A 25,223-nucleotide genomic window follows, 5' to 3' on the forward strand; every position below is an offset into this window, starting at 1 on the left:
ATCACCTCGTCGCTCGGGGCACCGGCCGAGCGACGAGGTGATCGTCACGAATCAGACCCAGTCGAGCATCGGAACCCGCCACAGCGGCTCCGGGATCGCGAACGCGTCCACCAGCGTCGTCGCGTGCGGACGCAGCTCCCCGCACAACCGGTTCACCCCGGCCACCACGGCCTTGGCACGCGCGCTGGTGAGCCTGCCGTGTTCGAGGAACCACGCGCGATCGGCCTCGATGGTGGACAGCACGTGCAGGTCGCACACCTTGTCCAGCAACGCCTTCGCCTCGTCGTCCTCGCAACGGTCGACGGCGGCGACGAAGGAGTCGAGCACCACCCGCTCCACGTGCACGCGAGCGGCGCGCAACACGTGATCCTGTGCCGCGTTGAACACGTCGAAGGCGTTGTCCTTCCCGGCCGCCCGCAACCGCCTGGCGAGTCCGTCGAGCACGTGCGACTCGCGGTCGGTGAAGAGCTTCAACTGCCACCCGCGGTCGAACACCACCTCGTCGTCGTCGCTCACCGGTGAAGCGTCGACGATGCGCTCCACCACCCGCCGTGCGGCCGTGCGCTCGATCACCGCGCCCACGAACTGCTCGGCCACGAAACGCGCCGTCGCAAGTGGACTCAGGTCCTGGAACTGCGAGCGGTAGTGCGTCAGCAACCCCTTCGCCACCAGTTGGAGCAGAACCGTGTTGTCGCCCTCGAACGTCGTGAACACGTCGGTGTCGGCCTTCAACGCGGGCAGCACGTTCTCCGCCATGTACCCGGCGCCGCCGCACGCCTCCCGGGCGGCCTGGATGGTGCTCGTCGCGTGCCAGGTGGCGAGTGCTTTGAGCCCCGCGGCACTCGACTCCAACTCCCGCTGCCGGATCTCGTCGGCCTCGGCGACGTCCTCCGGCGTCCCGGTCTGGAGGTCGTGCAGCTCGGCGACCAGGTCCTCCTGCGCGAAGTGCAGCGCATAGGTCGTCGCCAGCGCGGGCAGCAGCCGCCGCTGGTGCGCGAGGTAGTCGAGGACCGTGACCTCGGTGCCGTCCTGGCCCTGGAACTGCGTGCGTCGGTCGGCGTAGTGCACGGCGATGGCGAGCGCCCGCTTCGTGGCGCTCCCCGCACTTCCCGCGACGCTGATCCGGCCCCGCACCAGCGTGCCGAGCATCGTGAAGAACCGTTTCCCGTCGCTGTCGACCGGGCTCGTGTACGTACCGTCCTCGGCGACGTCGCCGTAGCGGTTGAGCAGCGCGGTTCGCGGGACTCGCACGTGGTCGAACGCGATGCGCCCGTTGTCGACGCCGTTGAGCCCCGCCTTCGTCCCGCAGTCCTCGATCGTCACCCCGGGCAACACGGTGCCCTGCTCGTCGCGGATCGGCACGAGCAGCGCGTGCACCCCACGACTGCGGCCACCGGTGACGAGCTGGGCGAACACCACGGCGAGCCGACCGTCACGAGCCGCGTTGCCGATGTAGGTCTTCGACGCCGACCGGTCGGGCGTGTGCACCACGAACTCGGCGGTGTCGGGGTCGTAGGTCGCCGTCGTGCGCAGGTTCTGCACGTCCGAGCCGTGACCGATCTCCGTCATCGCGAAGCAGCCGAGCAGGTCGCCGGACATGATGTCCGGCAGGTACCGGTCGTGGTGCGCGCGGGTGCCCAACAAGTGCACGGCACCGCCGAACAATCCCCACTGCACGCCCGACTTGACCATGAGGGACAGGTCGCCGAAACCGAGCATCTCGAACGACACCACGGCAGCACCGATGTCGCCCTCCCCGCCGTACTCGGTGGGGAAGCCCAGCCGGGGACGGCCGGTCGCGGCGAGTGCTGTGAGCTGCTCCGCGATCCGCTCCCGGTGGGCGGCGACGTCCAGCTTCTCCGTGTCGAACGCACCCTTCGCGGCCTCGGCGGCCAGGTGCTCCCGGACGTCCCGGCGGACCGAGGCCCACCGCCCGTCCAGCAGTCGAGTCAACTCTTCGGTCAACGGCTTCATGCGCCCAGCCTGCCCGAAGCCGCCCACTCTCGCAGGCCTGAAGATCATCTGCACTCGTGTCCGCGAGTTGCGCCGTCGTGTCCTCGCTCTGTGCACGAGTTACAGCGCGTCGCCTACACAGTCCCGGATCCGGAAGAGGTTCCGTCTCCCAATCGCAAACAGGAGTCTCCAGAGTGCAGGCGAGCATCCCTGAGATGCGAACCCCGTCGCCAGGCCGCCAGAACCCGTCCCCGACCTGCACACACCCGTCCCTAGGGGGACAACACCCGTCCCTAGGCCGGCAAAACCCGTCCACAGCCTGCGAACACCCGTCGCTGGGCTGCAAGCAACCGTCCCCGAGCTGCGAACATCCGTCCCCAGCCTGCGAACATCCGGCCACAGGCCGAGGACACGATGTCACAGGGACTGGGCGAGAGCCTCCGGGGTCGTCACGGGGCGGTCGCAGACGTACCCACGGCACACGTACGCCGCCGGGGCTCCGTCGACGAGGGGGCGGTCGGCCAACAGCGGCACACCGTCGGCCTCCGGCCTTCCTCCGAGCACCACGCCGCCTCCGTGCACGCGCGCCGCGGCCTCGGCGACCAGCTCTTCGCGCGCCCGCTCGTCCTCACCGACGACGGCGACCTGCACGGGCCCGGCGAACATCGCCTCGGCCACCGACAGCCAGTGCCCCGCGAACCTCGGCACCTGCGACACGAGCGCCCCGGCCCGGCTCAGCGCCTCCTCGCACGCCGCCCGGTACGTGCCCGCGCGCTCGGGTCCGGCGAGCGCCGACGCGGTGAGCAACGCCCCGGCGAGCGCGGACGCCCCCGACGGACTCGCGTTGTCGGTGGGGTCGCTCGGCCGGTGCACCAGGGCCTCCGCGTCGGACCCGGTGTCGTGGAACGCTCCCGGCGCGCCGTCGACGCCGAAGCGCCACATCGCCGTGTCGAGCAGCGCCGTCGCCTCCTCCAGCCACCGGGGCTCGCCCGTCGCCTGGTGCAGCGTGAGCAGGCCGTCGGCGAAGCACGCGTAGTCCTCCAGCACGCCCAGGGCGTCGCCGACGACGCCGTCCCGCGAGCTGCGCCGCAACACCCCGTCGGAGAGGTGCACGTCGAGTACGAACCGTCCCGCGACGACCGCCGCCTCGACCCACTCCGGACGTCGCAGGGCGACACCCGCCTCCGCGAGCGCCGTGATGGCGAGCCCGTTCCAGGCGGCGATCACCTTGTCGTCGCGGGCGGGCTGCGGCCGGGCGTTGCGGGCTTCCAGCAGTGCCGAGGTGACCCGCATCCAGCGGGACGGGTCGTCGGGATCACGGGGCAACCGCAGCGTGGACGTGCCCCGCTCGAAGGTGCCGTCGGGGGTCACGCCGAAGGTCGAGGCGGCCCACGCCCCGTCGTCCGGGCCGAGCACGTCCACGAGCTGCTGCGGCGTCCACACGTACGTCAGCCCTTCCACACCCTCGGTGTCGGCATCGAGGGACGAGGCGAACGCTCCCTGTGCGGTGCGCAGGTCGCGGAGCAGGAACTCCGCCGTCTCCCCGGCGACGCGGTGGGCCAACGCCGAGCCGGTGCGCCGGGCGAGGTGGGCGTAGAACCGCAGCAGCAACGCGTTGTCGTACAACATCTTCTCGAAGTGCGGCACGACCCATCCGGCGTCCACCGAGTACCGGGAGAAGCCTCCGGCGAGCTGGTCGTAGATGCCGCCCCGCGCCATACCCTCGGCCGTCATGTCGACAATGGACAGTGCTTCCATCGAGCCCGTGCGTTCGTAGTGCCGCAGGAGGAACTCCAGCACCATCGACGGCGGGAACTTCGGCGCGCTGCCGAAGCCGCCGTGTCCCGGGTCGGTCTCGGTCCGCAGTTTCGTCACCGCCGAGGCGACCGACTCCTCCGTGACCGGATGCGGGCCGAGCGGTTTGGTCTGCTCGACGATGTGGTCGACGATCCGTCCGGCGCCTTCGACGAGTTCCTCGCGACGATCGCGCCACGCCTCGGCGACCGCGTCGAGCAACTGCGGGAACGACGGCATCCCGTGTGCGGGCACGGGCGGGTAGTAGGTGCCGCAGTGGAACGGTTTGCCGTCGGGCGTGAGGAAGCACGTCATGGGCCAGCCGCCCTGACCGGTCATCGCCTGGGTGGCCGTCATGTAGACGGCGTCGATGTCGGGCCGCTCCTCGCGATCCACCTTGATGTTGACGAAGTTCTCGTTCATCAACGCCGCGACGCGCTCGTCGGAGAACGACTCGTGCGCCATCACGTGACACCAGTGACACGCGGCGTACCCGATCGACAACAGGACCGGCACGTCCCGCCGCCGAGCCTCGGCGAACGCGTCCTCCCCCCACGGCCACCAGTCCACGGGATTGTCGGCGTGCTGCAGCAGGTAGGGCGAGGTCGCGGTGGCGAGGCGGTTCATGGAACCAGCGTGTCACAGACCCGAGCGGCTCACAGTGAAGTGCCGTCACGCCCTTCACGACGTGCGGCGTTCTCGACGAGCACCGCGACGCCGTCGAGCAGGCGGGCGAGCCCGAACTCGAAGGCCCGCTCCGGCGCGTCCGGGCTGTAGTGCTCCGGCCCGAGCGCCTCACCCACCTTCGCGGCGACGGGGTAGCGGCTGCCGTCGAACAGGGCGGTGAACAGCGGCTCGTACTCGTTCCACCACTGGGGGTTGTCCTTGCCGGTCTCCCGGCTCGCGCGCCGCACCTCGACGGCGGCACGCACCGCACCGTGGACGTAGTTGGTCACGAGGGTGATCACGAGGTCCATCTCGACGGCGGTCAGCCCGAGATCGGTGACGGCGGCGAGGTCGGCGTCGTACTTGGCGATCACGTTCGGCCCGAGCACCGGCCTCGTGGTGGCCACCTGGAGCAGCCAGGGATGACGCAGGTACAGCTCCCACGTGCGACGTGCCACGGCCGCCAAGTCGGCGCGCCATCCGGAGTCGGTCGGCGCGGGCGTGACCGCCTCGGCGTGGACGCGGTCGACCATGAGATCGACGAGTTCGGCCTTGCCCGGCACGTACCCGTAGAGGGACATGGCTGTGAGCCCGAGGGTCGAGGCGAGACCCCGCATGGTCAGGGCGTCGATGCCGTCGGCGTCGGCGATCTCGATGGCGGCGGCCACGACGTCGTCCACGGTGAATCGTGGCTTCGGCCCGCGTCGTGGCTTGTCGGAGACCCCCCACAGCAGCTCCATGCTGCGTTTCGGGTCACCGCCTCCTCCGTACACGCTGCTCACCCGGCACACGCTACCGCGCCCCCAGTAACTCCCTACGGTGTACAGTGTCAATGTTCTCCATACATCGTAGGGAGTTGAACCATGTCGCACACTCCAGCCGTGGAGGCCGTCGGACTGCGCAAGCGCTACGGCACCACCGACGCGCTCGCCGGGCTCGATCTCGTGGTGCCCTCCGGCACGGTCCACGGCATCCTCGGCCCGAACGGCGCGGGCAAGACCACCACCGTCCGAGTCCTCAGCACGCTGATCCGCGCCGACTCGGGCACCGCACGCGTCGCGGGCTTCGACGTACGCACGCAGGCTGCGCACGTGCGCAGCCGGATCGGCCTGGTCGGACAGCACGCCGCCGTGGACGAGCTGCTGACGGGTCGACAGAACCTGCTCCTGTTCGGCAGGCTCTACCATCTCGATCCGACGCGAGCCGCCCGTCGCGCCGACGACCTGCTGAACGCCTTCCGACTCGCCGACGCGGGCGACAAGGCGGTGCGGCACTACTCGGGCGGGATGCGCCGCCGACTCGACCTCGCCGTCGGACTGCTCGTCGCGCCGTCCGTGCTCTTCCTCGACGAGCCCACCACCGGCCTCGACCCGCGGGCCCGCGCGGAGGTGTGGGACGCGGTGCGTGGCCTGGCGGCCTCCGGCACCACCGTCGTGCTCACGACGCAGTACCTGGAGGAGGCCGACCAGCTCGCCGACGCCGTCTCGGTGGTGGACGGCGGCAGAGTGATCGCCCAGGGCACACCGGACGAGCTGAAGGCCGACCTCGGCGCCGACCGGCTCGACGTGACGGTGCGTCACGCCGCCGATCTGCCCACCGCGGCGGAGCTGCTCGGGCGCCTCAGCGGCGCCGACGTGGAGACCGACGCCGACCGCATGCGGCTCAGCGCTGCCGTCCACGACCGCGTCGGCGCGCTCACCGAGTTCCTCCGCGCGAGCGAGGACACCGACCTCGCGATCGAGGACGTCACCGTGCGTCGCCCCACGCTCGACGAGGTCTTCCTGACCCTCACCGACCGAACGGAGGTCCCGGCATGACCGTTGCGACCCACGAATCGACCCCTCGCCCCGCCGAGCCGCCCACCACGGTGGGTTCCCGACTGCGCTGGGCGGTCGCGGACACGTGGACCGTCACCCGCCGCGACCTCGCCCACTGGGTCAACCAGCCCGGGATGCTGGTGGCCAACCTGCTGTTCTCCGTGATGGTGCTGCTGATGTTCGGCTTCCTGTTCGGAGGCGCGATGGCGGTGCCGGGCGACTACTGGGAGTTCCTCGTTCCGGGAGTGTTCGCGCTGACGATGGTGTTCGGCATCGAGTCGACGTTCACGGCCGTGAGCACGGACCTCGCGCGCGGTGTCACCGACCGGTTCCGATCACTACCCATGTCGGCGTCGGCGGTGGTCACGGGCCGTGCGAGCGCGGACCTGCTGAACAGCGCCGTGACCCTGGCCGCGCTGGTGGCGACGGGCCTCGCCGTCGGCTGGCGACCACACGGCGGTCTCGCCGCGACGGTGGTCGCCCTCGGCCTGCTGCTGCTCCTGCGGCTGGCCATGTTGTGGGTGGGCATCTACCTGGGGCTGGTCGCCCGCAGCCCGGAGTCGGTGACGGCGCTGCAGATCCTGGTGTGGCCTCTCGGCTTCCTGTCCAATGCGTTCGTCTCACCGGCCACGATGCCGAGCTGGCTCGGGCCGATCGCCGAGTGGAACCCGCTCTCGGCCACCGTCGCCGCGACCCGGGACCTCTTCGAAAATCCTGGCTGGACGAGTGACTCCTGGATCGCGGCGAATCCCGTGCTGCCCGCCGTGGTGTGGCCGGTGCTGCTGATCGCCGTCTTCTTCCCGCTGTCGGTTCGCCGCTACCGGCAGTTGAGCCGCTGACCCCGTCGGCGGGACGCCGACGACCGGGGGCCACCCGACGTCGGCGGTCTCAGCCCTTGCCGCCCGAGTCGCCCCCGGACGCCGCCTCCACGCCGGTCGACTTCGTGGCCGCGCCCGTGGCGTCGTCGGCACCGTCGTCCGCACGCTCGGCTGCGCCGCCCTTCGCGGCGTTCTCGGTACCTTCGGCGCCTTCCGTACCTTCCGAGGGGTCGTCGAAGCTCGCCGGGATGCGCTTCAGGTGCTTGGTCATCGAGCGGACCAGAAACGCCACGGCGATGAAGAACACCAGCAACAGCAGCAGGCCGACGGGCGAGGACTTGCCGAAGTCCTCGCCCTGACCGCCGCCGTCGCCACCGTCGCCGCCGGGCTGCTGCTGCGCGAGCCAGACCCCGGCGTTCATGGCGGGCACGGCGGCGAAGGCCGGCAGTGTCATGTCGTCACCCTCTCTCGGACACCCGCGAACAGGTCGTTCTCGGGCAGCGTCGTGTCGACGAGCGAGCGCACCAGCTCGTACTCCTCCGTGGGCCACACCTCGCGTTGCACGTCGAGCGGCACCGCGAACCAACGGCTGTTGGGGTCGATCTGGGTCGCGTGCGCCCGCAGCGCGTCGTCCCGGACCTCGAAGTAGTCGGCGCAGGGCACCTGCGTGGTGACGCGCTCCATGACGTCGGGTCGCTCGGGGTCCCAGTTCTTCAGCCACTCCTCGTAGGGCGATTCGAGCCCCCGCGACGTGAGCGCTTCGTGGAACGCCTCGAACTTGGCCCGCGAGAAGCCGTGGCTGTAGTAGAGCTTGAGCGGCTGCCACGGCTCGCCCTCGTCGGGGAACTGCTCGGCGTCGGCCACCGCGTCGTAGGCGGCCATGGACACCTCGTGGCAGCGGATGTGGTCGGGGTGCGGGTAACCACCATTCTCGTCGTAGGTGATCACGACGTGAGGACGGAACTCGCGCATGACGCGCACCAGCTTGCGGACCGGCTCCTCCAGCGGCACGTTGGCGAAGCAGTCCTCCGGCAACGGCGGCGGCGGGTCCCCCTCCGGCAGGCCCGAGTCGATGAAGCCGAGCCAGCGGTGCTGCACGCCGAGGATCTTGGCCGCCCTGGCCATCTCCTCCCTGCGCAGCTTCGTCATGTTCTCGCGCACCTCGGGCCGGTCCATCGCCGGATTCAGGACGCTGCCCGCCTCGCCGCCGGTGCAGGTCACGACCATGACGTCGTGCCCTTCGGCGACGTAACGGGCCATCGTGGCGGCCCCCTTGCTCGACTCGTCGTCGGGGTGCGCGTGCACCGCCATCAGCCGCAAGCCCGTGTCCACCCTGTCGGCCCTTCCTCCCTCGGCTGGCGCCATGCTCGGCTCGGTTCCTTTCCCGTCACGGGTCATCAAGGACCCCCGGCCCACGTCCGTTTCCGCCCTCACGGATACTCAACACACGAGGTGGGTGTTTTCATTCTCCCCGCCGCACCGACGAGACCTGGAGGCCCTCCCCTTGAGCAGCTCCGAACCCGACCGGGACTCGGTGGACGCTCTGGAGGACCGTTACGGCTCGGCCCGCATCCGATCGCCCCGCCGCTCCTTGCGCGGCCGGAAGGCGTCCTGGGTCGGTGTCGCCGTCTTCGTGGTGCTCGGCGTCGCCAGCTACCTCGTCTACACGCAGTGGTTCGCCACCCCCATCGACGGCCAGCGGGTCGCGTTCGAGGAACGCCCCGGCAATGCCATGGAGGTGACGGTGGACGTGAACCGCAACGATCCCTCGCGCCCGGCGGTCTGCATCGTGCGGGTGCGTGACATCGGAGGAGCCGAGACCGGAAGGAAGGAGCTCTACGTTCCACCGGGCGCGTCGCGCCTGGACACAGTCGTGCGGAGCATCGGTCGGCCTGTCACTGCGGATGTGTACGGCTGCTCTTATGATGTTCCCGAATACTTGTCAACCCCCCAGCGGCCAACGGAGTGAAATGAGCGCCGGATATCCGGCGTTGTGAGAACTCGGCGGCCTCCGGGGGTGGTTTCGTGCTATCCTCTGTCTATCGGCACGGTCCCACGCGGGCCGTGTCTTTCCTTTATCTACCAGCCACGATGCTGTGGTGGCCGGCTTGTATACCCAGGTTCGGCAGGCCCTAGGAGGAGATGGTGACCGTGAGCGACACCAAGGTGACCTGGTTGACCCAGGATGCCTACGACAGGCTCAAGAGCGAGCTCGACGCACTGATCGAGAATCGTCCGGTCATCGCCGCGAAGATCAACGCCAGCCGTGAAGAGGGCGACCTCAAGGAGAACGGCGGCTACCACGCCGCTCGCGAGGAGCAGGGCCAGCAGGAAGCCCGCATCCGGCATCTGCAGGAGCTGCTGCGCTCCGCGAAGGTCGGCGAAGCGCCGAAGGACGACGGCATCGCCGAGCCGGGCATGGTGTTGACCGTGCGGTACGAAGGCGATGACGACGAGGAGACGTTCCTTCTCGCCACGCGCGAGGAGGGCGGTAGCGGACCGATCGAGGTGTACTCGCCCGACTCCCCGCTGGGCAAGGCGCTGCTCGGTGCCCGCGAGGGTGAGTCCCGCGAGTACCTGCTGCCCAACGGCAAGACCCAGAAGGTGACGCTCGTGAAGGCGGTCCCGTACAGCTCCTGAGCTGCCGGACTTCGCCGTCGGGTGAACACGGCCGGTGCAGCCACCGTGGTGGTCCGCACCGGCCGTTGGTGTGTCCGGGCCCGGGAATCACCGCCTCCGGTCGACACCGGTGGCGCCGACGGCGCTGGTGCCGTCGCCGTCCCGGCTCTCGGGACGTCCTCCGCTCGACCTGCCGGCGATGCGTTCCAGCAGCGGGCGCACGCGCGGCGGGACCGGCGTCGACAGTGCGATGGAGGTCGCCGTCCGCCGGACACCGGGAACCCCGACGACCTCGTCGATGACGCGTTGCAGGTCGTCGTTGGACCGGGCGACGACCCGGACGAACAGATCTCCCTGCCCCGTGGTCGCGTGTACCTCGCAGACCTCGTCGATCGCGGCCAGCGCCGAGGCAACCTCGCTGCGCCGCCCCTGAGCGATCTCCAACACGGCGAACGCGGTCAACCCGTACCCCATGCCGGCCAGGTCGAGTTCCGGCGGGAACCCGCGCAGCACCCCGGACGCGGTGAGGCGGTCGAGCCGAGCCTGCACGGTCCCGCGCGCGACCCCGAGTCGACGCGCGCACTCCAACACACCCAGTCTCGGCGCGTCGGTGAGCAACAACAACAGCCGCGCGTCGAGTTCGTCCAGCGTCATGGCCCCTCCTGCGCAATCTGCGCCAATCTGTTCACTCGAATGCCAACATCACTGAGCAGATTGACCAGTATTTCGCACGGCTGTTGCCCAGTCTGCAGAGCCGCGCGCATTCTTCGTGCCATGGCGAACCCAGCACTCGACGACATCGACTACAACCAGCTCCGGCAGCTCGTCGGCCTCGTCGACCACGACGTGGCCAGCGACCCGTTCCCCGTCAAGGCGATGGACGCCGTGGTCTTCGTGGTGGGCAACGCCACCCAGACCGCGACGTTCTACCAGGCGGCGTTCGGGATGGACCTCGTTGCCTACTCCGGCCCCGAGACCGGCAATCCCGACTACAAGTCGTTCGTCCTCAAGTCCGGGTCGGCCCGCTTCGTGATCAACGGTGGGGTGAAGCCCACCTCGCCGCTGCTCGACCACCACCGCAAGCACGGCGACGGCGTCACCGACCTCGCCCTCGAAGTGGCCGACGTCGACAAGTGCGTCGAGCACGCCCGCGCCAACGGGGCCACCGTGCTGGAGGAGCCGCACGACGTCTCCGACGAGCACGGCACCGTGCGCATCGCCGCGATCGCCGCCTACGGCGACACGCGACACAGCCTCGTCGACCGCTCCCGCTACTCCGGCCCGTACCTACCGGGCTACGAGGCCAGGGAGCGTTCCGTGCCGAAGCCCGAGGGCGCCCCGAAGCGCCTGTTCCAGGCCGTCGACCACTGCGTCGGCAACGTCGAGCTCGGCAAGATGGACGAGTGGGTGGCCTTCTACCACCGCGTCATGGGCTTCGTGAACATGGCCGAGTTCATCGGCGACGACATCGCCACCGAGTACTCGGCGCTGATGAGCAAGGTGGTCGCCAACGGCAACCACCGCGTGAAGTTCCCGCTCAACGAGCCGGCCATCGGCAAGAAGAAGTCGCAGATCGACGAGTTCCTGGAGTTCTACGACGGCGCCGGGTGCCAGCACATCGCGCTCGCGACGAACGACATCGTGCGGACGGTGACCGAGATGCGCGCCGCCGGTGTCGAGTTCCTGGACACCCCGGACTCCTACTACGACGACCCGGAGCTGCGGGCCCGCATCGGTGAGGTCCGGGTCCCGATCGAGACGCTGAAGGAGCACCGCATCCTCGTCGACCGCGACGAGGACGGCTACCTGCTCCAGATCTTCACCAAGCCGATCGGCGACCGCCCCACCGTGTTCTACGAGCTCATCGAGCGGCACGGCTCGCTCGGCTTCGGCAAGGGCAACTTCAAGGCCCTGTTCGAGGCCATCGAGCGCGAGCAGGAGCGTCGCGGCAACCTGTGAGCCCCCGTGGGGCCGCCCAGCGTCGTGCGGCCCCACGGCCTTCCTCACACCAGCACGCGATATCCCGCCCGCTGCAACTGCGTCGCGACGTCGGCGCAGTGCTCGGGCCCTCGCGTCTCCAGTTTCAGAGCGATCTCGACCTCTCCCATCGCGAGCCTGCCCGAGATCCGGGAGTGCTCGACGTCGAGGACGTTCGCGCCCAGCTCTCCGATCCTCGTCAGCACCCCCGCCAACGACCCGGGCCGGTCGGGCACGCGCAGCCGCAGGCTCAAGTATCGGCCCGCGGCGGTCATGCCGTGCTGGATGATCTGCAACAACAGCAGCGGGTCGACGTTGCCGCCCGACAGCACCGCGACGACCGGCGGTTCGAAGACCCCCGGGTGCTCCAGCAGCGCGGCCACCGCGGCGGCACCCGCGGGTTCGACGACGAGCTTCCGCCGCTCCAGGCACAGCAGCACCGCCCGGGACAGCGACTCCTCGCCCACCGTCACGACGTCGTCCACGAGCGAGCGGACGTGCTCGAACGTGACGGGGCCGGGCTCGCCCACCGCGATGCCGTCGGCCATCGTCTGCGTGCGCTCGAGCCGCACGGGGTTGCCCGCGGACAGCGACAGCGGGAACGCGGCGGCACCCTCGGCCTGCACCCCGACGATCCGCACATCCGGCTTCATGGCCTTCACGGCGCTGGCCAGCCCTCCCACCAGCCCGCCGCCACCGGTGGCGACCAGCACGGTGGCCACGTCGGGCACCTGTTCCAGAATCTCCAGCCCCACCGTGCCCTGACCGGCGATGACGTCCGGGTGGTCGAACGGGTGGATGAAGACCGCGCCGGTGCGCTCGCCGAAGGCCACGGCCTCGGCCAGCGCCTCCTCCAGGGACTCGCCGTGCAGGTGGACGTCGGCGCCGTACCCGCGCGTGGCGGCCAGCTTCGGCAGCGGGGCGCGTTGCGGCATGAACACCGTCGCCTTGGTGCCCAGCAACGCCGCAGCGAGCGCCACGCCCTGAGCGTGGTTCCCGGCGCTGGCGGCCACGACGCCCCGCGCCCGCTCCGCCTCACTGAGGCCGTGGATGCGCGTGTAGGCACCTCTGATCTTGAACGACCCGGTGCGCTGGAGGTTCTCGCACTTCAGCAGAACCGGACCACCCTGGCGCGGTTCGAGGTCCCGCGCCCGCTCCACCGGTGTCTTGCGCACGACCGGTTCGAGCAGCCGCCTCGCCTCGCGGATTGTGTCCACATTGACAAGTCCCATACCGGGATGATGTCACTGCACACAGGGTGACCATGAGGTTACGTGCTTGCGCAGATCACGATTGGGTAAGCTTGTGATACACCGGATGTCACCGAGAGAACCTCACGGCGGGAGACGAAGGCATGGGAAGGACACAGACCTCCACGGGGTCGCGTTCCGCTGGTGTCCTGCCGCTCATCGCCGGTGTGGTGTCCGCTCTCGCGCTGACCGGGGCCGCCGTCTACACCGTGTCGGAGTCGCAGTGCGACCAGGGCCGGTACGTCCGTGACGGCAGGCAGGTCACCCTCGTCGGCGGTTGTGTCACCGGCGCCGAGTTGAGGGAGGCGGGCATCGGTCAGGACCACGACCGATCCGGTGCCGACGCCACCTCCCCCGGCGACCTCAACCGCTGACCACTACGACGCGTCGAGCGCCTCGCGCAGGTCGGCCAGCAGGTCGTGCGCGTCCTCGATGCCGACGGACAGTCGCACCAGCTCCGGCGGAACTGCCAGCAGCGATCCGGCGACGCTCGCGTGCGTCATGCGACCCGGGTGCTCGATGAGCGACTCCACCCCACCCAACGACTCGGCGAGCACGAACAGCTTGGTCCGTGCGGCCATGTCGAGCGCGGCCTGCTCACCGTCGGCGTGGGTGAAGGACACCATCCCGCCGAAGCGCCGCATCTGCTTGGCGGCCAGCGAGTGGCCCGGGTGCTCGGCCAGCCCCGGGTAGTAGACGTGCGCGACCTTCGGGTGCACCGACAGGGCCTCGGCGATCAGCTCGGCGTTGGCGCAGTGCTGCTCCATGCGGACGGCGAGCGTCTTGAGCCCCCGCAGCGTCAGCCACGCGTCGAAGGCGCCCGGCACGGCACCGGCGGAGTTGCGCAGGAAGAACAGCCGCTCCCGCAGGTCGTCGGAGTCGGTGACGACGGCTCCGCCCACGACGTCCGAGTGGCCGCCGAGGTACTTGGTCGTCGAGTGCACGACGACGTCCGCGCCGAGTTCGAGCGGCGTCTGCAGGTACGGCGTGGCGAAGGTGTTGTCCACGACGAGCTTCGCGCCGCCGACGTGCGCCAGCTCCGCCAGCGCGGCGATGTCGGCGATACCCAGCAGCGGGTTGGTGGGCGACTCGCACCAGATGAGCTTGGTCTCGGGGCGCATGGCCGTCCTGACCTCGTCGAGGTCGGACAGCGCGGCGACGCTGTAGGTCACGCCCCACTCGGTGAGGACCTTGTCGATCAGCCGGAACGTGCCGCCATAGACGTCGTTGCCGAGGATCAGGTGGTCACCAGGACGAAGCATGGTGCGCAGCACCGCGTCGCTGGCGGCCATCCCCGACGCGAACGCCAGCGCGTGCCGACCGCCCTCCAACGCGGCCAGGGCCTCTTCCAGCGCGACGCGGGTCGGGTTCGCGGTCCGCGAGTACTCGAAGCCGCCTTCGCGAAGGCCGCCCACTCCGTCCTGTGCGTAGGTGGAGGTCTGGTAGATCGGCACGATCACCGCACCCGTACGCGGGTCGGGCTCCTGCCCTGCGTGGATGGCGCGTGTCTCGAATCCGTAGCGCGGGTCTGCAACCATGCCCACAGCGTACGGGTGGCCCCCAGCGTCCGCCGTCACGCGTCAAGGAAGTTGAAAGGGCCGCGGGTGCCACACCCACGGCCCTTTCGACATGCGAATCAGTGGATCACCACTGCTGCGGCGGCTGACCCGGCTGACCGAAGCCGCCGGGCTGACCGGGCTGGCCGGGCTGGCCGGGCTGGCCGGGCTGGCCGGGCTGGCCGGGCTGGCCGGGCTGGCCGGGCTGGCCGAACCCGCCGGGCTGACCGGGCTGACCGGGCTGGCCGGGCTGGCCGAAGCCGCCCTGCTGCCCCGGCTGCTCGAAGCCCCCGCTCGACGGGAACTGCCCGCCGGGCTGGGCGAAGCCACCGCTCGACGGGAACTGCCCACCGGGCTGGCCGAAGCCACCGGGCTGCCCCGGCTGGCCGAACCCGCCGGGCTGACCGAAGCCACCAGGCTGGCCGGGGGGCGGGAAGTTGCCGCCGCCACCGGGACCACCGGGACCACCAACGCCCAGCATCGCGGCCGTCGCGGGAATGACCGCCAGCACACCGGCAGCCAGCACGATGATGCCGAAGATCAGGTAGAGAGTGGCACTGCCCAACCCGCCGCTCTTGCCGAACTGCGAGGCGTACTCGTCGTTGACCGAGGTGCCGATCATCAGCAGAACGGCGGAGACCAGCAGCAGCGCGCCACCGCCCAGGGTCACGAAGGGGCCGAGCTTCTGCAGCGCGCCCTTGAGCTTCGAGCTCAGAGCCATCAGCACGCCACCCGCGATCGCCGCCAGCGAGCCGATCAGCGTCAGGATGATGTAGAAGGTGAGCGTGCCGGGCGAGGCGATACCGGCCTGCTTCAGCATCTCCTTCGCCCGCGGCACGCTGTCGACGATGTCACTGAAATCGCCGACATCTCCGAGGTCGATGAACGCGAAGATCAGCGAGATGGCGCCGATTACAGCGAGCACGCCGCCCACCACGAGGCCGACGATGTTCATGCCGCCCGGGCCGGCGGGCGCTCCCCCGCCGAAGCCGGGCTGCGGCGGAGCGCCGAACCCGCCGCCGGGAGGGGCACCGAAGCCGCCCTGAGGCGGCGCACCGAACTGACCCGGCTGTCCGCCGAAGCCCTGCTGGGGCTGCGGGCCGGACTGCGGACCAGGCTGCCCCGGCTGCTGCCCCGGAGCACCGAAACCACCGGACGGCTGCTGCCCGAAGGCGGCCTGCGGGTTCACCGCGGCCGGGTTGTCCGCGGCGCTGGGCGGCGGAGCGTAGGGAATGCCCGCCTGTGGCTGCAGGCCCGGGGGCACCAACTGCGTGGACTCGGCGTTCGAGCCCTGCTGGTCTCCCGCGGCCGGGTTCGGGGGCTGAACGACCTGCGTCGGCTCGGGGCTGTCCCCGAACGTCTGCTGCTGCTCACCCTGTGACTGCTGGGGCTGTTGCGGCTGGACCACCTGGGTCGGTTCGGACTGGCCGAACTGGTTGTCTTGTTGTGGCTGAGGACCGTCGGACGGCCCCTGGGGTTGTTGCTCGCCACCCCACTGCTGGTTCGGCGGCTGCGGAGCACTCATTGGGTCGTGAACCCCCTTGACGAGGACCTTGGTGATTTCGCTCGCGCACACGCTATCGGATCGTGACCCGTGCAGCGTGTAACGCCCCTGGCAGGTCGTCCGATGATCTTGAGTCGCCTACGCGTGCCCGGAGAGGAAAGCCAGCAGGTCGTGCCTGGTCACGACTCCCGCGGGCTTGCCGTCCACGAGGACGAGCGCACCGCTCGCAGTCCCGAGTGCCTTCATGGCGGCCCCGATGTGCTCACCGGCGCCGATGGTGGGCAGCGGGGCCGACATGTGGTCCTCCAGCCGGTCCGCGAGCGCGGCCTTGCCCGTGAACAACGCTTCGAGCAGGTCCCGCTCGTTCACCGCGCCCACGACCTCGGCGGCCATGACCGGAGGTTCGGCGCTGACGACCGGCATCTGGCTGACACCGAACTCCCGCAGGATGGCCACGGCCTCCGCCACCGTCTCGTTCGGGTGCGTGTGCACGAGGTCGGGCAGCGTGCCGTTCTTGCGCCGGAGGACGTCGGCGACCGTCGCGTCCTGCGAGTCGGGCGAGAGGAACCCGTACGACGACATCCAGTTGTCGTTGAAGATCTTGCCGAGGTAACCGCGACCGCTGTCGGGCAGCAGCACCACGATGACGTCGTCCGGACCGCACCGCTCGGCCAGGCGCAGCGCGGCGGCGACCGCCATGCCGCACGACCCGCCCACGAGCAGGCCTTCCTCCTGAGCGAGCCTGCGCGTGATGGTGAACGACTCGGCGTCGGAGACCGCGATGATTTCGTCGGCGATGTCGCGGTCGTAAGTCTCCGGCCAGAAGTCCTCACCGACGCCCTCGACCAGGTACGGCCTGCCGGTGCCACCCGAGTACACGGAGCCCTCGGGGTCCGCGCCGATCACCTTCACCCGGCCGTCGGAGGCTTCCTTGAGGTAACGCCCGGTGCCCGAGATGGTGCCGCCCGTACCCACGCCCGCGACGAAGTGCGTCACCTTGCCGTCGGTCTGCTTCCAGATCTCCGGCCCGGTGGAGAGGTAGTGGCTCTCCGGGTTGTGCGGGTTGGCGTACTGGTTCGGCTTCCACGCGCCCTCGATCTCGCGCGTGAGCCGGTCGGAGACGTTGTAGTAGGACTCGGGGTGCTCCGGCGGCACGGCGGTGGGGCAGACCACCACCTCGGCGCCGTAGGCCTTGAGGACGTTGCGCTTGTCCTCACTGACCTTGTCCGGGCACACGAACACGCACCGGTAGCCCTTGCGCTGGGCGACCATGGCCAGGCCGACCCCGGTGTTTCCCGAGGTGGGCTCCACGATCGTGCCCCCGGGCCGCAGCTCCCCCGATGCCTCGGCGGCCTCGATCATGCGCTCGGCGATCCTGTCCTTCACGCTGCCGCCGGGATTGAGGTACTCGACCTTGGCGAGCACGAGCGGCTTGACGCCCTTCGTGAGGGCGTTCAACTTGACCAGCGGAGTGTTGCCCACGAGGTCGGTGACGTGTTCGGCGTATTCCATGCGACCAGGGTATGCGGCCCGGGGCCGGAACGGGGACACCGACCTTCGTCGGTCGCCACACCCAGGCCATTGTCCGAATAGGACTCGTGTGGTTAGCTCTGGCGCGACATCGCGTTCGCGAGCATCCGAGGAGCCCACGTGAGAACACCCCGCAAGGCCGCGCTGTGCGCGCTGGCCGCGGCGACGCTGCTGGGCACGGCGACACTCCCCGCATCGGCCGCCGGCTCTGACCGCGTCGACTTCACCCTGACCGTGCTGTTCAGCAGCGACATGGAATCCGCCCTGCTCGGCGTGCCGGGCGGCGAACAGGAGGACGGCACCGACGAGGGGCCGATCGTCGACGGCGGCACCCACCCCTACGGCAGCCCGTCCCGCATGGCCACGCTGATCGACAAGCTGCGTGCCGAGGCGACCCGCGGCAAGCCCGCGCCCGGCCAGGCCGGACACCGAGGCGAGATCGTCATCTCCGGTGGCGACAACTTCCTCCCCGGGCCCGAGTACTCCGCGAGCACCGTCGAGGACGCCCCCTTCTACGACGCGCTCGCGCTGAAGCACATCGGTTTCGACGTCAGCATCATCGGTAACCACGACTTCGACTTCGGCCCGGACGAGCTCGCCCGGTTCCTCGACACGGCGGGCGACGAGGTGGCGTTCGTCAGCGCCAACCTCGACGTCTCCGGCGAACCCGCGTTGGCCGCCCACACCGAGGACGGCACCCTCGCCACGAGCCGGGTGTTCCGCACGGCGGGCGAGCGCATCGGCATCATCGGGCTGACGACGCCGGAGCTGCCCACGCTGTCGAGCCCCCGCGACGTCGAGGTGAAGCCGGAGCTGGCCGAGATCACCAACGCGCTGGCCGACGACTTCGCCCGTCGCGGCATCGACAAGGTCGTGCTGGTCAGCCACCTCCAGGACATCGACAACGAGCTGGCCCTCGTCCCGCAGCTCCGAGGCGTGGACGCGGTGCTCGGCGCGGGCGGCGGCGAGATCCTCGCCAACGAGGACGACCGGCTGATCCCGGGCGACGTGCCCGAGCGCGGCTTCCCGCTGGAGGCCGAGGACGCCGACGGGCGGACCGTGCCCGTCATCGCCGTGACGGGCGACTACAAGTACGTCGGCAGGCTCGTTTTGAACTTCGACCGCTGGGGCAGGGTCCTCGACGTCGACGAGAAGCAGACCGGACCGGCGCGGGTCTCCGGGGTCGGGCCGGACGCCGTCCACGGCGACCCGATCGTGCGTGCCGAGGTCGAGAAGCCCGTGGCCGAGCACGTGGCCTCGCTGGCCGAGGAGGTCGTGGCCACCAGCGAGGTGCCGCTCAACGGCGTGCGCAACGACGTCCGCAGTCGCGAGACCAACCTCGGCAACCTCGTCGCCGACAGCATCCTGTGGGCGGGCCGACAGCAGGCCGAGGAGTACGACGTTCCCACCCCACAGGTCGCCATCCAGAACGGCGGCGGCATCCGTAACGACTCGGTGCTGCCCGCCGGTGAGGTGACCGCGCTGAACACCTACGAGGTCGCGCCGTTCGCGAACTTCGTCGCCGTGGTCCCGGAGGTCCCGAGGGACGTGCTGCGCCAGCTCCTCGAACGCGGCGTCGCCGCCGCCCCCGACGCCTCCGGCGCGTTCATGCAGGTGGCGGGTCTGACGTTCACCTACGACCCGGCCCGGCAGGCGCAGGAGATCGAGGAAGGCACCAACGTGATCGTGACCCCCGGTGAGCGGGTGCGCGACGTGGTGCTGGCCGACGGGACGGTCCTGGTGGCCGACGGGGTCGTCGTGGAGGGGCCGCCGGTGTCGGTGGCGACCAACGACTTCTCCGCCCGAGGCGGGGACGGCTACCCGTTCGCCGACCTGCCGTTCACGAGTGTCGGTCTGACTCACCAGCTCGCCGTGCAGGGCTTCCTCTCCGAGGGGCTGGGCGGCACGGTGACCGCGGCCGACTACCCCGAGGGCGGCGAGGGACGGATCACCTCCCTGTGACATCGTGCGCCGGACACCCGCCGCGACGTGGTGTGGTGTCCGGCGCACTTCTTTGCAATCCCGGGCCAGGCGGGCAGGATGGAACTAAGCACGCGCTTAGTCGACCCGAAGGAGTGTTCGATGCCCGAAGCCGTCATCGTGTCCGCCGCCCGCTCGCCCATCGGCAGGGCCCGCAAGGGCTCCCTCGTGGACATGCGTCCCGACGACCTCACCGCGCAGATGGTGCGCGCGGCACTGGACAAGGTTCCCCAGCTCGACCCCCACGACATCGACGACCTCATGCTCGGCTGCGGCCTGCCCGGCGGCGAGCAGGGTTTCAACATGGGCCGCGTCGTGGCCGTCCAGCTCGGTTACGACCACCTGCCCGGCTGCACCATCACCCGCTACTGCTCGTCCAGCTTGCAGACCACGCGCATGGCGCTGCACGCCATCAAGGCCGGCGAGGGTGACGTGTTCATCTCGGCCGGCGTCGAGACCGTGTCACGCGCCGCCAAGGGCACGTCCGACTCGTGGCCCGACACGCACAACCCGCTGTTCGCCGACGCCGAGGCCCGCACCGCGCAGGCCGCCGAGTCGGGGGCGGACGAGTGGACCGACCCGCGCGCCGACGGGCTGCTGCCCGACATCTACATCCCCATGGGGCAGACCGCCGAGAACCTCGCACTGCACAAGGGAATCACCCGCCGCGAGATGGACGAGTTCGCCGTGCGCTCGCAGAACCTCGCGGAGAAGGCCCTCGCCGACGGTTTCTGGGCCAAGGAGATCACGCCGGTGACCCTGCCGGACGGCACGGTCGTGTCGGCCGACGACAGCCCGCGCCCCGGCGTCACGATGGAGGGCGTCGAGGCCCTCAAGCCGGTGTTCCGCCCCGACGGCCGGATCACGGCGGGCAACGCGTGCCCGCTGAACGACGGCGCCGCCGCCCTGGTGATCATGAGCGACACCAAGGCGAAGGAACTCGGTATCACGCCGCTGGCGCGCATCGTGTCCACCGGCGTGTCCGGGCTGTCCCCGGAGATCATGGGGCTCGGGCCGGTGGAGGCGTCCAAGCGTGCCCTCGCCAACGCGGGCCTGACCATCGACGACATCGACCTCGTCGAGATCAACGAGGCGTTCGCCGCGCAGGTCATCCCCTCCTACCGCGACCTGGGCATCGACCTCGACAAGCTCAACGTCAACGGTGGCGCGATCGCCGTCGGTCACCCGTTCGGCATGACCGGCGCGCGGATCACCACGACGCTGATCAACTCGTTGCAGCACCACGACAAGCAGTTCGGACTCGAAACGATGTGCGTGGGCGGCGGCCAGGGCATGGCCATGGTGATCGAACGGCTGAGCTGAGCCGACCGAGGCGGTGCGTGCGCCGCGGCCACGCACCGCCTCGACTCACACCGACCTCGGGTAACCGAGGCACAGCACCCGAGCGGGCTCGGAGTAGAACACCCCTCCGGCGGCGTCAGGCACGTCCTCGCACACGGCGACGGCGTCGGTGACCCCGTCCCGCACCGCCACCACGGCCACCTCCGCGCTCGGTTCGGCGCAGTTCACCTTCTCGATGTCCGCGAGACCCGTGTCGAGATGGGCGAGACAGTCCCCGGCCTTCACGTTGAGCGTGAGGCAGAGCTTGTTGCCCGCCGCGAAGTGGTACTCGTCGTAGTCGCCGTCCGGGCAGGGAGCAGACGTGCTGTCGAGATTGGCGGCCACGCGCCACAGCGCGTCGGCATCCGAACAGTCCGCGGCTCTCGCCACCGACGCGTCTTTCGACCGCCCCAGGGCGTCGACGGCCACACAGGCGCCCACGGCGACATCGGTGACGTTCGGGCGCTCCACGGTCTGCTGCTTCGTGACAAGCACGAGCACGAGACCCGCGACGGCCGTCACCAGCACCACGACGACGGCGACGACGATTCCGACCTTGGACTGCCTCGGTGGGGTGGGAGGAGGCGGTGGCGGCGGAGGGCCGGTCGGGAGCTGGCCGTAGGCGGGTGGCACGTACGACTGTCCGAACGAGCCGTGCGACGGCAGACCGGAATCAGGGCCGCCGGACCCGGCGGCGGGAGACGAAGTCACGCGACCTCCCCAGACGTTCGACGGGCGGACCTCGCCCGACACCGGCGAAGGTTCGCGAGGATCAGCGTAGAACGTCGGCGACCTCACTCCTCACCGATGGGTCGAACCGAGATGAAACGGTCACGAACGAAAAAAGGGACGCCCGGCCACTCGGCCGGACGCCCCTTTCGACGATGTGTCGCGAGGACCGTCAGTCCTGCTGCAGATACGACAGCAGTCGCAGGATCTCCAGGTACAGCCACACGAGAGTGACCAGCAGACCGAACGCGACGAACCACGCGAACTTGGCCGGGACGCCCTGACGGATCGCCTCGTCGGCCATGTCGAAGTCGAGCAGGAAGCTGAACGCCGCGATCCCGATCACCACGAGGCTGAACACGATGGCCAGCGTGCTGCCGTCCCGCAGACCCGTGTTGACGCCGAACAGGCTCAGCACGAGGTTCACCAGCATGACGATCGCGACCCCACCGAGGGCGCCGATCATCCACTTGCGGAACTTGGGCGTCACCTTGACGGCGCCGGTCTTGTAGACCACGAGCATCACCACGAACACCGCGGCGGTGCCGAGGATCGCCTGCAGCGCGATGCCCTCGTAGATCATCTCGAAGACGCCGGTGATGGCGCCCAGGAAGACACCTTCGGCGGCGGCGTAGGCGAGCGTCATCGGCGCGCTGGCCATCTGCTTGAAGATGATGACCAGAGACAGCACCAGACCGACGAGCATCCCGCCGATCATGGCGCCGGTGATGGCGCCCATCGAGCCCGCGGCGGCCTGCGACTGGGCCCAGATCGCCGTGAGGACACCGACGACCAGTGTCACGCCCAGCGAGATGCCGGTCTTCATGACCACGTCGTCGACCGTCATGGGGCGGCTGGCTTCGCCCGAAGGCGCCTGCGGAGCGCCGTACCCTGCCGGGGTTCCGTAGCCGGCCGGAGCGCCGGGGGGCTGGAAGCCCGCGTACGGAGCGCCCGCCGCACCCCTGGGCAGGTTGCGGAAGGCGGGGTTGCTGGAAGTTCGCACCTGATCCTCCTGGATCTTTCGGCACCTGCACGGATGTCAACGACCGCGTGCGCCGATTGGTTCCCTGCACTGTAGGTAAAGGCAACTTTACCTGTCCGAACGCCCACGGTAGGCGAACCGGCCGTCACGACGTCCCGTCGTGGGCATGTCGTCCGCATCCTTCCCGAAACGGCCCCCGCACGTCCACCGGCTGGCCGCTTGCCCTGGTGACGGGCGACACGCCATTCTCACGACGCGAGTGCAGCACCGGGCCGACGCGGCTGCCCTCCCACGCGTCGGCGTGATCGGTATCTCACTGACCTTGGGGGTTTCCACCCGTGACTCGAAGACGTCCCACGCAGGCGCTCCGCCTCGTTCTCGTCGCCCTGCTCAGTGCCTTGTCGGTCGTCGTGGTCGCCCCGTCGGCCTCCGCGGCGGTCGAGGAAGGCATCGGGCACCGGACCGAACCGGGACAGTCCTGGGGCGGCCGGGACCGCGCCTACGACTGGCTCGGCTCCTACGTCGTGAACGGCGAGCACGTGTTCTGCGTGTCGTTCGCGCTGAAGGCACCCGACAGCAAAGAGCGGTACGAACCGGGCGACGAGCTGCTGACCAAGTGGGGCGACCCGCTGCCCGACGACGTCGCCGCCAACATCTCGTACCTGTTGCTGCGTTACGGCGACACCCGGGACGCCGACGAGGCCGCCGCGCTGGCCCACCTCCTGCACTCCTGGACGGCCGCGCCCCGGAGCAAGGCCGACCTCGACCCGGCCAAGCCGTTCACGAAGATCGGCTACGACGTCGAGGGCCACTACGCGAAGCTGCCGGCCTCCGCGCAGCAGGCCGTGGAACGCCTGCGGGCCGACGCCGAGGCCAACCGCGGCCCGTGGACCGTGACGGCCACCGCCCCCGAAGGCGAGCAGTACCTCGACACCCCGGCCGAGTGGTCCGTGACGGTCACCGGTCCCGAGGGCAAGGGCATCCCGGGTGTGGAGGTGCAGCTGACGCTGACCGACCTCGCCCCGGCAGGCGACCTCGGCGTCGAGGACCGTTCCGACAGCGACACCGAGGCCGATGCCGACACCGTTCCCAGCGCCGCCACCGACCAGGCCGACACCGACGCGGCCGGAGCCGCGGCGACCGGCGCCGACGAGGCCGAAGCGGGGGTGACCGACGGAAACGACGAGAACGCCGACGACTCCGACGAGACCTCCCCGGCGCAGCAGCAGCTCACGGTGACCACCGACGAGAACGGCACCGCGCGCATCAGCGCGAGCCCCACGGGCGAGCAGCCGGGCATCGTCGCCACGCTCAGCGCTCCCGCCGAGCGGCCCTACGTCCGCGACCCCGTCACCGCCGACACCCAGCGCGTGGTGTCGACCGGTGGCGAGCAGACCCTGACCGCCGAGGCGGCCACGAGCGCGGTGCCGACGCCCGGGATCGTGAAGGTGACGAAGGTGGACGAGGCCACCGGCGAGGGCATCGCCGGGGTTCCGCTGCGGATCACCGGCGAGGACCGAACCTCTCCGGCTCTGGCCGCCGACGGCACGGAACTCGTGGGCGAGGACGGGAAGCCGTTGGTCGTGACCACCGAGGGCGCCGACGGGGTCGTCACCGTCGAGAACCTGCGCACGCCGCAGACCGTGTGTCTGATCGAGGTGTCGCCGCCGAACGGCTACGCCGACGCCTTCGACCCGGACGACCCACCGACGGCGTGCGGTGAGCTGAACCCGGGCGAGACGCTCGAACTGCGGATCACGAACGTCGCCGACGAGGTACCGCGCACCATTCCCGCGGGTGCGGAACGCACGGTGGCGCAGGCTGCGACCACCTCGGGTGCGCCGGTCAGCGCCCTGCTCACCCTGGGCGGGCTCGCGTTGGCGGTCGCCGCGCTCGCCGGTTGGCTCGCTCGGAAGCGCATTCTGCGGCAACGATGACGGAACCTGACGACGAGACGGCCCGCACTGCCGACCACGACCGTCGCCGCTGGCGTCGGGCCTACCTGTTGGGGGTGGCCAGCGTCCTCGCGGTGGAGCTCGTGGTCGGCGGCGTGCTGGCGTTGCGATCGCCGACGGTCGTGGCGGGCACGGCCGTCCCCGGAGCCCCCACCGAGACACCGGTCCCGGCCACGCCGACGAGTGAGCCCAGCTCCGAACCGGAGCCGGACCGCGAGGAGGCACGCAAGGACGAGAAGCCCGACGCCGACGCGGCGGCACCCGCCACCGACGAGCCCGCCACCGCCCCGAGCGGGCAACGTCCGGGCACGGTCCTGTTGCCCGACGGGGGCACGGCACGCCTGGTACGCAAGGACCTCACGGCCGACGGGGTGCTGCCGGTGCCGGACGACCTCGACGAGGCCACCTGGTGGGGAGCCGGACTGGACGCACCCAGCGGCGCCAGTGTCTTCGCCGGGCACGTGAACTGGCAGGGCCGCACCGGACCGTTCGCCGAGCTGTGGGACGTCCGCATCGGCGAGCGCGTGACCGTCACCGACGCCGAGGGCACCGAGTTCGCCTACGCGGTCTCGCAGATACTCACCCTCGGCAAGGACGAACTGCCCGCGCGAGCCACCGAGCTGTTCGGCCAGTCCGGTCCGCACCGCCTCGTGCTCGTGACGTGCGGCGGGCGATGGCTCGGCGGCACGACGGGCTACGCCGAGAATCGCGTGGTGGTGGCCGAGCCGGTGTGACGATGTCGCACGGCGGCC

22 protein-coding genes are annotated in these 25,223 nt (G+C 70.3%); 10 read left to right on the plus strand and 12 right to left on the minus strand.

Features of this window, described 5'->3' with window-relative positions:
- Positions 1-51: 51 nt before the first annotated feature.
- From JAV51_RS00740 to JAV51_RS00750, 3 genes are all read right to left on the minus strand, one after another.
- The gene (locus JAV51_RS00740) at positions 52-1,974 is read right to left on the minus strand and encodes an acyl-CoA dehydrogenase (protein WP_197318622.1); all 1,923 of its coding nucleotides are present in this window, start codon (positions 1,972-1,974) and stop codon (positions 52-54) included.
- A 396-nt stretch (positions 1,975-2,370) separates the two neighbouring features.
- Positions 2,371-4,374, minus strand: coding sequence for a thioredoxin domain-containing protein (locus tag JAV51_RS00745; RefSeq protein WP_197318623.1), 2,004 nt, complete (start codon positions 4,372-4,374; stop codon positions 2,371-2,373).
- A 29-nt stretch (positions 4,375-4,403) separates the two neighbouring features.
- Positions 4,404-5,186, minus strand: coding sequence for a TetR/AcrR family transcriptional regulator (locus JAV51_RS00750; protein ID WP_307845711.1), 783 nt, complete (start codon positions 5,184-5,186; stop codon positions 4,404-4,406).
- A 90-nt stretch (positions 5,187-5,276) separates the two neighbouring features.
- Between JAV51_RS00750 and JAV51_RS00755 the strand changes: the two genes are divergently transcribed.
- A complete protein-coding gene (locus JAV51_RS00755) occupies positions 5,277-6,230 on the plus strand; it encodes an ATP-binding cassette domain-containing protein (protein WP_197318624.1) in 954 nt (317 codons plus the stop codon).
- Complete coding sequence (locus JAV51_RS00760) at positions 6,227-7,069, plus strand: ABC transporter permease (RefSeq protein ID WP_197318625.1); 843 nt, start codon at positions 6,227-6,229, stop codon at positions 7,067-7,069. Before JAV51_RS00755 ends, JAV51_RS00760 begins: the two co-directional genes overlap by 4 nt.
- Positions 7,070-7,118: 49 nt before the next feature.
- Here the strand turns inward: JAV51_RS00760 and JAV51_RS00765 are convergent, their stop codons facing one another.
- A complete protein-coding gene (locus JAV51_RS00765; RefSeq protein WP_197318626.1) occupies positions 7,119-7,502 on the minus strand; it encodes a hypothetical protein in 384 nt (127 codons plus the stop codon).
- On the minus strand, positions 7,499-8,413 hold the full coding sequence (mca, locus tag JAV51_RS00770; RefSeq protein WP_197318627.1) for a mycothiol conjugate amidase Mca: 915 nt from the start codon (positions 8,411-8,413) through the stop codon (positions 7,499-7,501). Before mca ends, JAV51_RS00765 begins: the two co-directional genes overlap by 4 nt.
- A gap of 139 nt (positions 8,414-8,552) precedes the next feature.
- Here mca and JAV51_RS00775 point away from each other — a divergent pair, with 139 nt between their 5' ends.
- Positions 8,553-9,017: a DUF4307 domain-containing protein gene (locus tag JAV51_RS00775; protein WP_197318628.1), complete on the plus strand. Its 465-nt coding sequence runs from the start codon at positions 8,553-8,555 to the stop codon at positions 9,015-9,017.
- Between the two features lie 176 nt (positions 9,018-9,193).
- Positions 9,194-9,688 (plus strand): transcription elongation factor GreA, encoded by a 495-nt coding sequence (gene greA, locus JAV51_RS00780; RefSeq protein ID WP_197318629.1) that lies wholly within the window; start codon positions 9,194-9,196, stop codon positions 9,686-9,688.
- A gap of 87 nt (positions 9,689-9,775) precedes the next feature.
- On the opposite strand, the gene JAV51_RS00785 is transcribed toward greA, so the two are convergent.
- Positions 9,776-10,321, minus strand: coding sequence for an Lrp/AsnC family transcriptional regulator (locus JAV51_RS00785; protein ID WP_231641037.1), 546 nt, complete (start codon positions 10,319-10,321; stop codon positions 9,776-9,778).
- Positions 10,322-10,441: 120 nt separating this feature from the next.
- Here JAV51_RS00785 and hppD point away from each other — a divergent pair, with 120 nt between their 5' ends.
- The gene (hppD, locus tag JAV51_RS00790; RefSeq protein ID WP_197318630.1) at positions 10,442-11,626 is read left to right on the plus strand and encodes a 4-hydroxyphenylpyruvate dioxygenase; all 1,185 of its coding nucleotides are present in this window, start codon (positions 10,442-10,444) and stop codon (positions 11,624-11,626) included.
- Positions 11,627-11,670: 44 nt separating this feature from the next.
- On the opposite strand, the gene ilvA is transcribed toward hppD, so the two are convergent.
- Complete coding sequence (gene ilvA, locus JAV51_RS00795; protein WP_197318631.1) at positions 11,671-12,876, minus strand: threonine ammonia-lyase; 1,206 nt, start codon at positions 12,874-12,876, stop codon at positions 11,671-11,673.
- A gap of 122 nt (positions 12,877-12,998) precedes the next feature.
- Between ilvA and JAV51_RS00800 the strand changes: the two genes are divergently transcribed.
- Entirely contained in the window at positions 12,999-13,268 is a 270-nt protein-coding gene (locus tag JAV51_RS00800; protein ID WP_197318632.1) for a hypothetical protein, read from the plus strand.
- Between the two features lie 3 nt (positions 13,269-13,271).
- On the opposite strand, the gene JAV51_RS00805 is transcribed toward JAV51_RS00800, so the two are convergent.
- From JAV51_RS00805 to JAV51_RS00815, 3 genes are all read right to left on the minus strand, one after another.
- On the minus strand, positions 13,272-14,432 hold the full coding sequence (locus JAV51_RS00805; protein WP_197318633.1) for a cystathionine gamma-synthase: 1,161 nt from the start codon (positions 14,430-14,432) through the stop codon (positions 13,272-13,274).
- Positions 14,433-14,538: 106 nt separating this feature from the next.
- Positions 14,539-15,975 (minus strand): hypothetical protein, encoded by a 1,437-nt coding sequence (locus JAV51_RS00810; protein WP_197318634.1) that lies wholly within the window; start codon positions 15,973-15,975, stop codon positions 14,539-14,541.
- Between the two features lie 117 nt (positions 15,976-16,092).
- On the minus strand, positions 16,093-17,466 hold the full coding sequence (locus tag JAV51_RS00815; RefSeq protein WP_197318635.1) for a cystathionine beta-synthase: 1,374 nt from the start codon (positions 17,464-17,466) through the stop codon (positions 16,093-16,095).
- A 138-nt stretch (positions 17,467-17,604) separates the two neighbouring features.
- Here JAV51_RS00815 and JAV51_RS00820 point away from each other — a divergent pair, with 138 nt between their 5' ends.
- Positions 17,605-19,446, plus strand: a complete 1,842-nt coding sequence (locus JAV51_RS00820) for a bifunctional UDP-sugar hydrolase/5'-nucleotidase (RefSeq protein WP_197318636.1) — start codon at positions 17,605-17,607, stop codon at positions 19,444-19,446.
- Between the two features lie 120 nt (positions 19,447-19,566).
- The gene (locus JAV51_RS00825) at positions 19,567-20,787 is read left to right on the plus strand and encodes an acetyl-CoA C-acetyltransferase (protein ID WP_197318637.1); all 1,221 of its coding nucleotides are present in this window, start codon (positions 19,567-19,569) and stop codon (positions 20,785-20,787) included.
- Between the two features lie 45 nt (positions 20,788-20,832).
- Here JAV51_RS00825 and JAV51_RS00830 read toward each other — a convergent pair whose 3' ends face one another.
- On the minus strand, positions 20,833-21,516 hold the full coding sequence (locus JAV51_RS00830) for a hypothetical protein (RefSeq protein WP_307845701.1): 684 nt from the start codon (positions 21,514-21,516) through the stop codon (positions 20,833-20,835).
- A 190-nt stretch (positions 21,517-21,706) separates the two neighbouring features.
- Complete coding sequence (locus tag JAV51_RS00835) at positions 21,707-22,537, minus strand: Bax inhibitor-1/YccA family protein (RefSeq protein ID WP_197318638.1); 831 nt, start codon at positions 22,535-22,537, stop codon at positions 21,707-21,709.
- Positions 22,538-22,854: 317 nt separating this feature from the next.
- On the opposite strand from JAV51_RS00835, the gene JAV51_RS00840 reads away from it, so the two are divergent.
- Both JAV51_RS00840 and JAV51_RS00845 read left to right on the plus strand, forming a co-directional pair.
- Complete coding sequence (locus tag JAV51_RS00840; protein ID WP_197318639.1) at positions 22,855-24,453, plus strand: collagen binding domain-containing protein; 1,599 nt, start codon at positions 22,855-22,857, stop codon at positions 24,451-24,453.
- A complete protein-coding gene (locus JAV51_RS00845) occupies positions 24,450-25,205 on the plus strand; it encodes a class F sortase (RefSeq protein WP_197318640.1) in 756 nt (251 codons plus the stop codon). Before JAV51_RS00840 ends, JAV51_RS00845 begins: the two co-directional genes overlap by 4 nt.
- The last annotated feature ends 18 nt before the right edge of the window (positions 25,206-25,223 follow it).

The sequence above is a fragment of the Saccharomonospora sp. NB11 genome (genome assembly GCF_015910535.1).
Classification (GTDB): Bacteria; Actinomycetota; Actinomycetes; order Mycobacteriales; family Pseudonocardiaceae; genus Saccharomonospora.

Bases quoted from the DNA above. Each gene is read 5' to 3' on its own strand.
- JAV51_RS00740 (WP_197318622.1), bottom strand. From the start codon at position 1,974: ATGAAGCCGTTGACCGAAGAGTTGACTCGACTGCTGGACGGGCGGTGG.
- JAV51_RS00745 (WP_197318623.1), bottom strand. From the start codon at position 4,374: ATGAACCGCCTCGCCACCGCGACCTCGCCCTACCTGCTGCAGCACGCC.
- JAV51_RS00755 (WP_197318624.1), top strand. From the start codon at position 5,277: ATGTCGCACACTCCAGCCGTGGAGGCCGTCGGACTGCGCAAGCGCTAC.
- JAV51_RS00760 (WP_197318625.1), top strand. From the start codon at position 6,227: ATGACCGTTGCGACCCACGAATCGACCCCTCGCCCCGCCGAGCCGCCC.
- JAV51_RS00765 (WP_197318626.1), bottom strand. From the start codon at position 7,502: ATGACACTGCCGGCCTTCGCCGCCGTGCCCGCCATGAACGCCGGGGTC.
- mca (WP_197318627.1), bottom strand. From the start codon at position 8,413: ATGGCGCCAGCCGAGGGAGGAAGGGCCGACAGGGTGGACACGGGCTTG.
- JAV51_RS00785 (WP_231641037.1), bottom strand. From the start codon at position 10,321: ATGACGCTGGACGAACTCGACGCGCGGCTGTTGTTGTTGCTCACCGAC.
- hppD (WP_197318630.1), top strand. From the start codon at position 10,442: ATGGCGAACCCAGCACTCGACGACATCGACTACAACCAGCTCCGGCAG.
- ilvA (WP_197318631.1), bottom strand. From the start codon at position 12,876: ATGGGACTTGTCAATGTGGACACAATCCGCGAGGCGAGGCGGCTGCTC.
- JAV51_RS00800 (WP_197318632.1), top strand. From the start codon at position 12,999: ATGGGAAGGACACAGACCTCCACGGGGTCGCGTTCCGCTGGTGTCCTG.
- JAV51_RS00805 (WP_197318633.1), bottom strand. From the start codon at position 14,432: ATGGTTGCAGACCCGCGCTACGGATTCGAGACACGCGCCATCCACGCA.
- JAV51_RS00810 (WP_197318634.1), bottom strand. From the start codon at position 15,975: ATGAGTGCTCCGCAGCCGCCGAACCAGCAGTGGGGTGGCGAGCAACAA.
- JAV51_RS00815 (WP_197318635.1), bottom strand. From the start codon at position 17,466: ATGGAATACGCCGAACACGTCACCGACCTCGTGGGCAACACTCCGCTG.
- JAV51_RS00825 (WP_197318637.1), top strand. From the start codon at position 19,567: ATGCCCGAAGCCGTCATCGTGTCCGCCGCCCGCTCGCCCATCGGCAGG.
- JAV51_RS00845 (WP_197318640.1), top strand. From the start codon at position 24,450: ATGACGGAACCTGACGACGAGACGGCCCGCACTGCCGACCACGACCGT.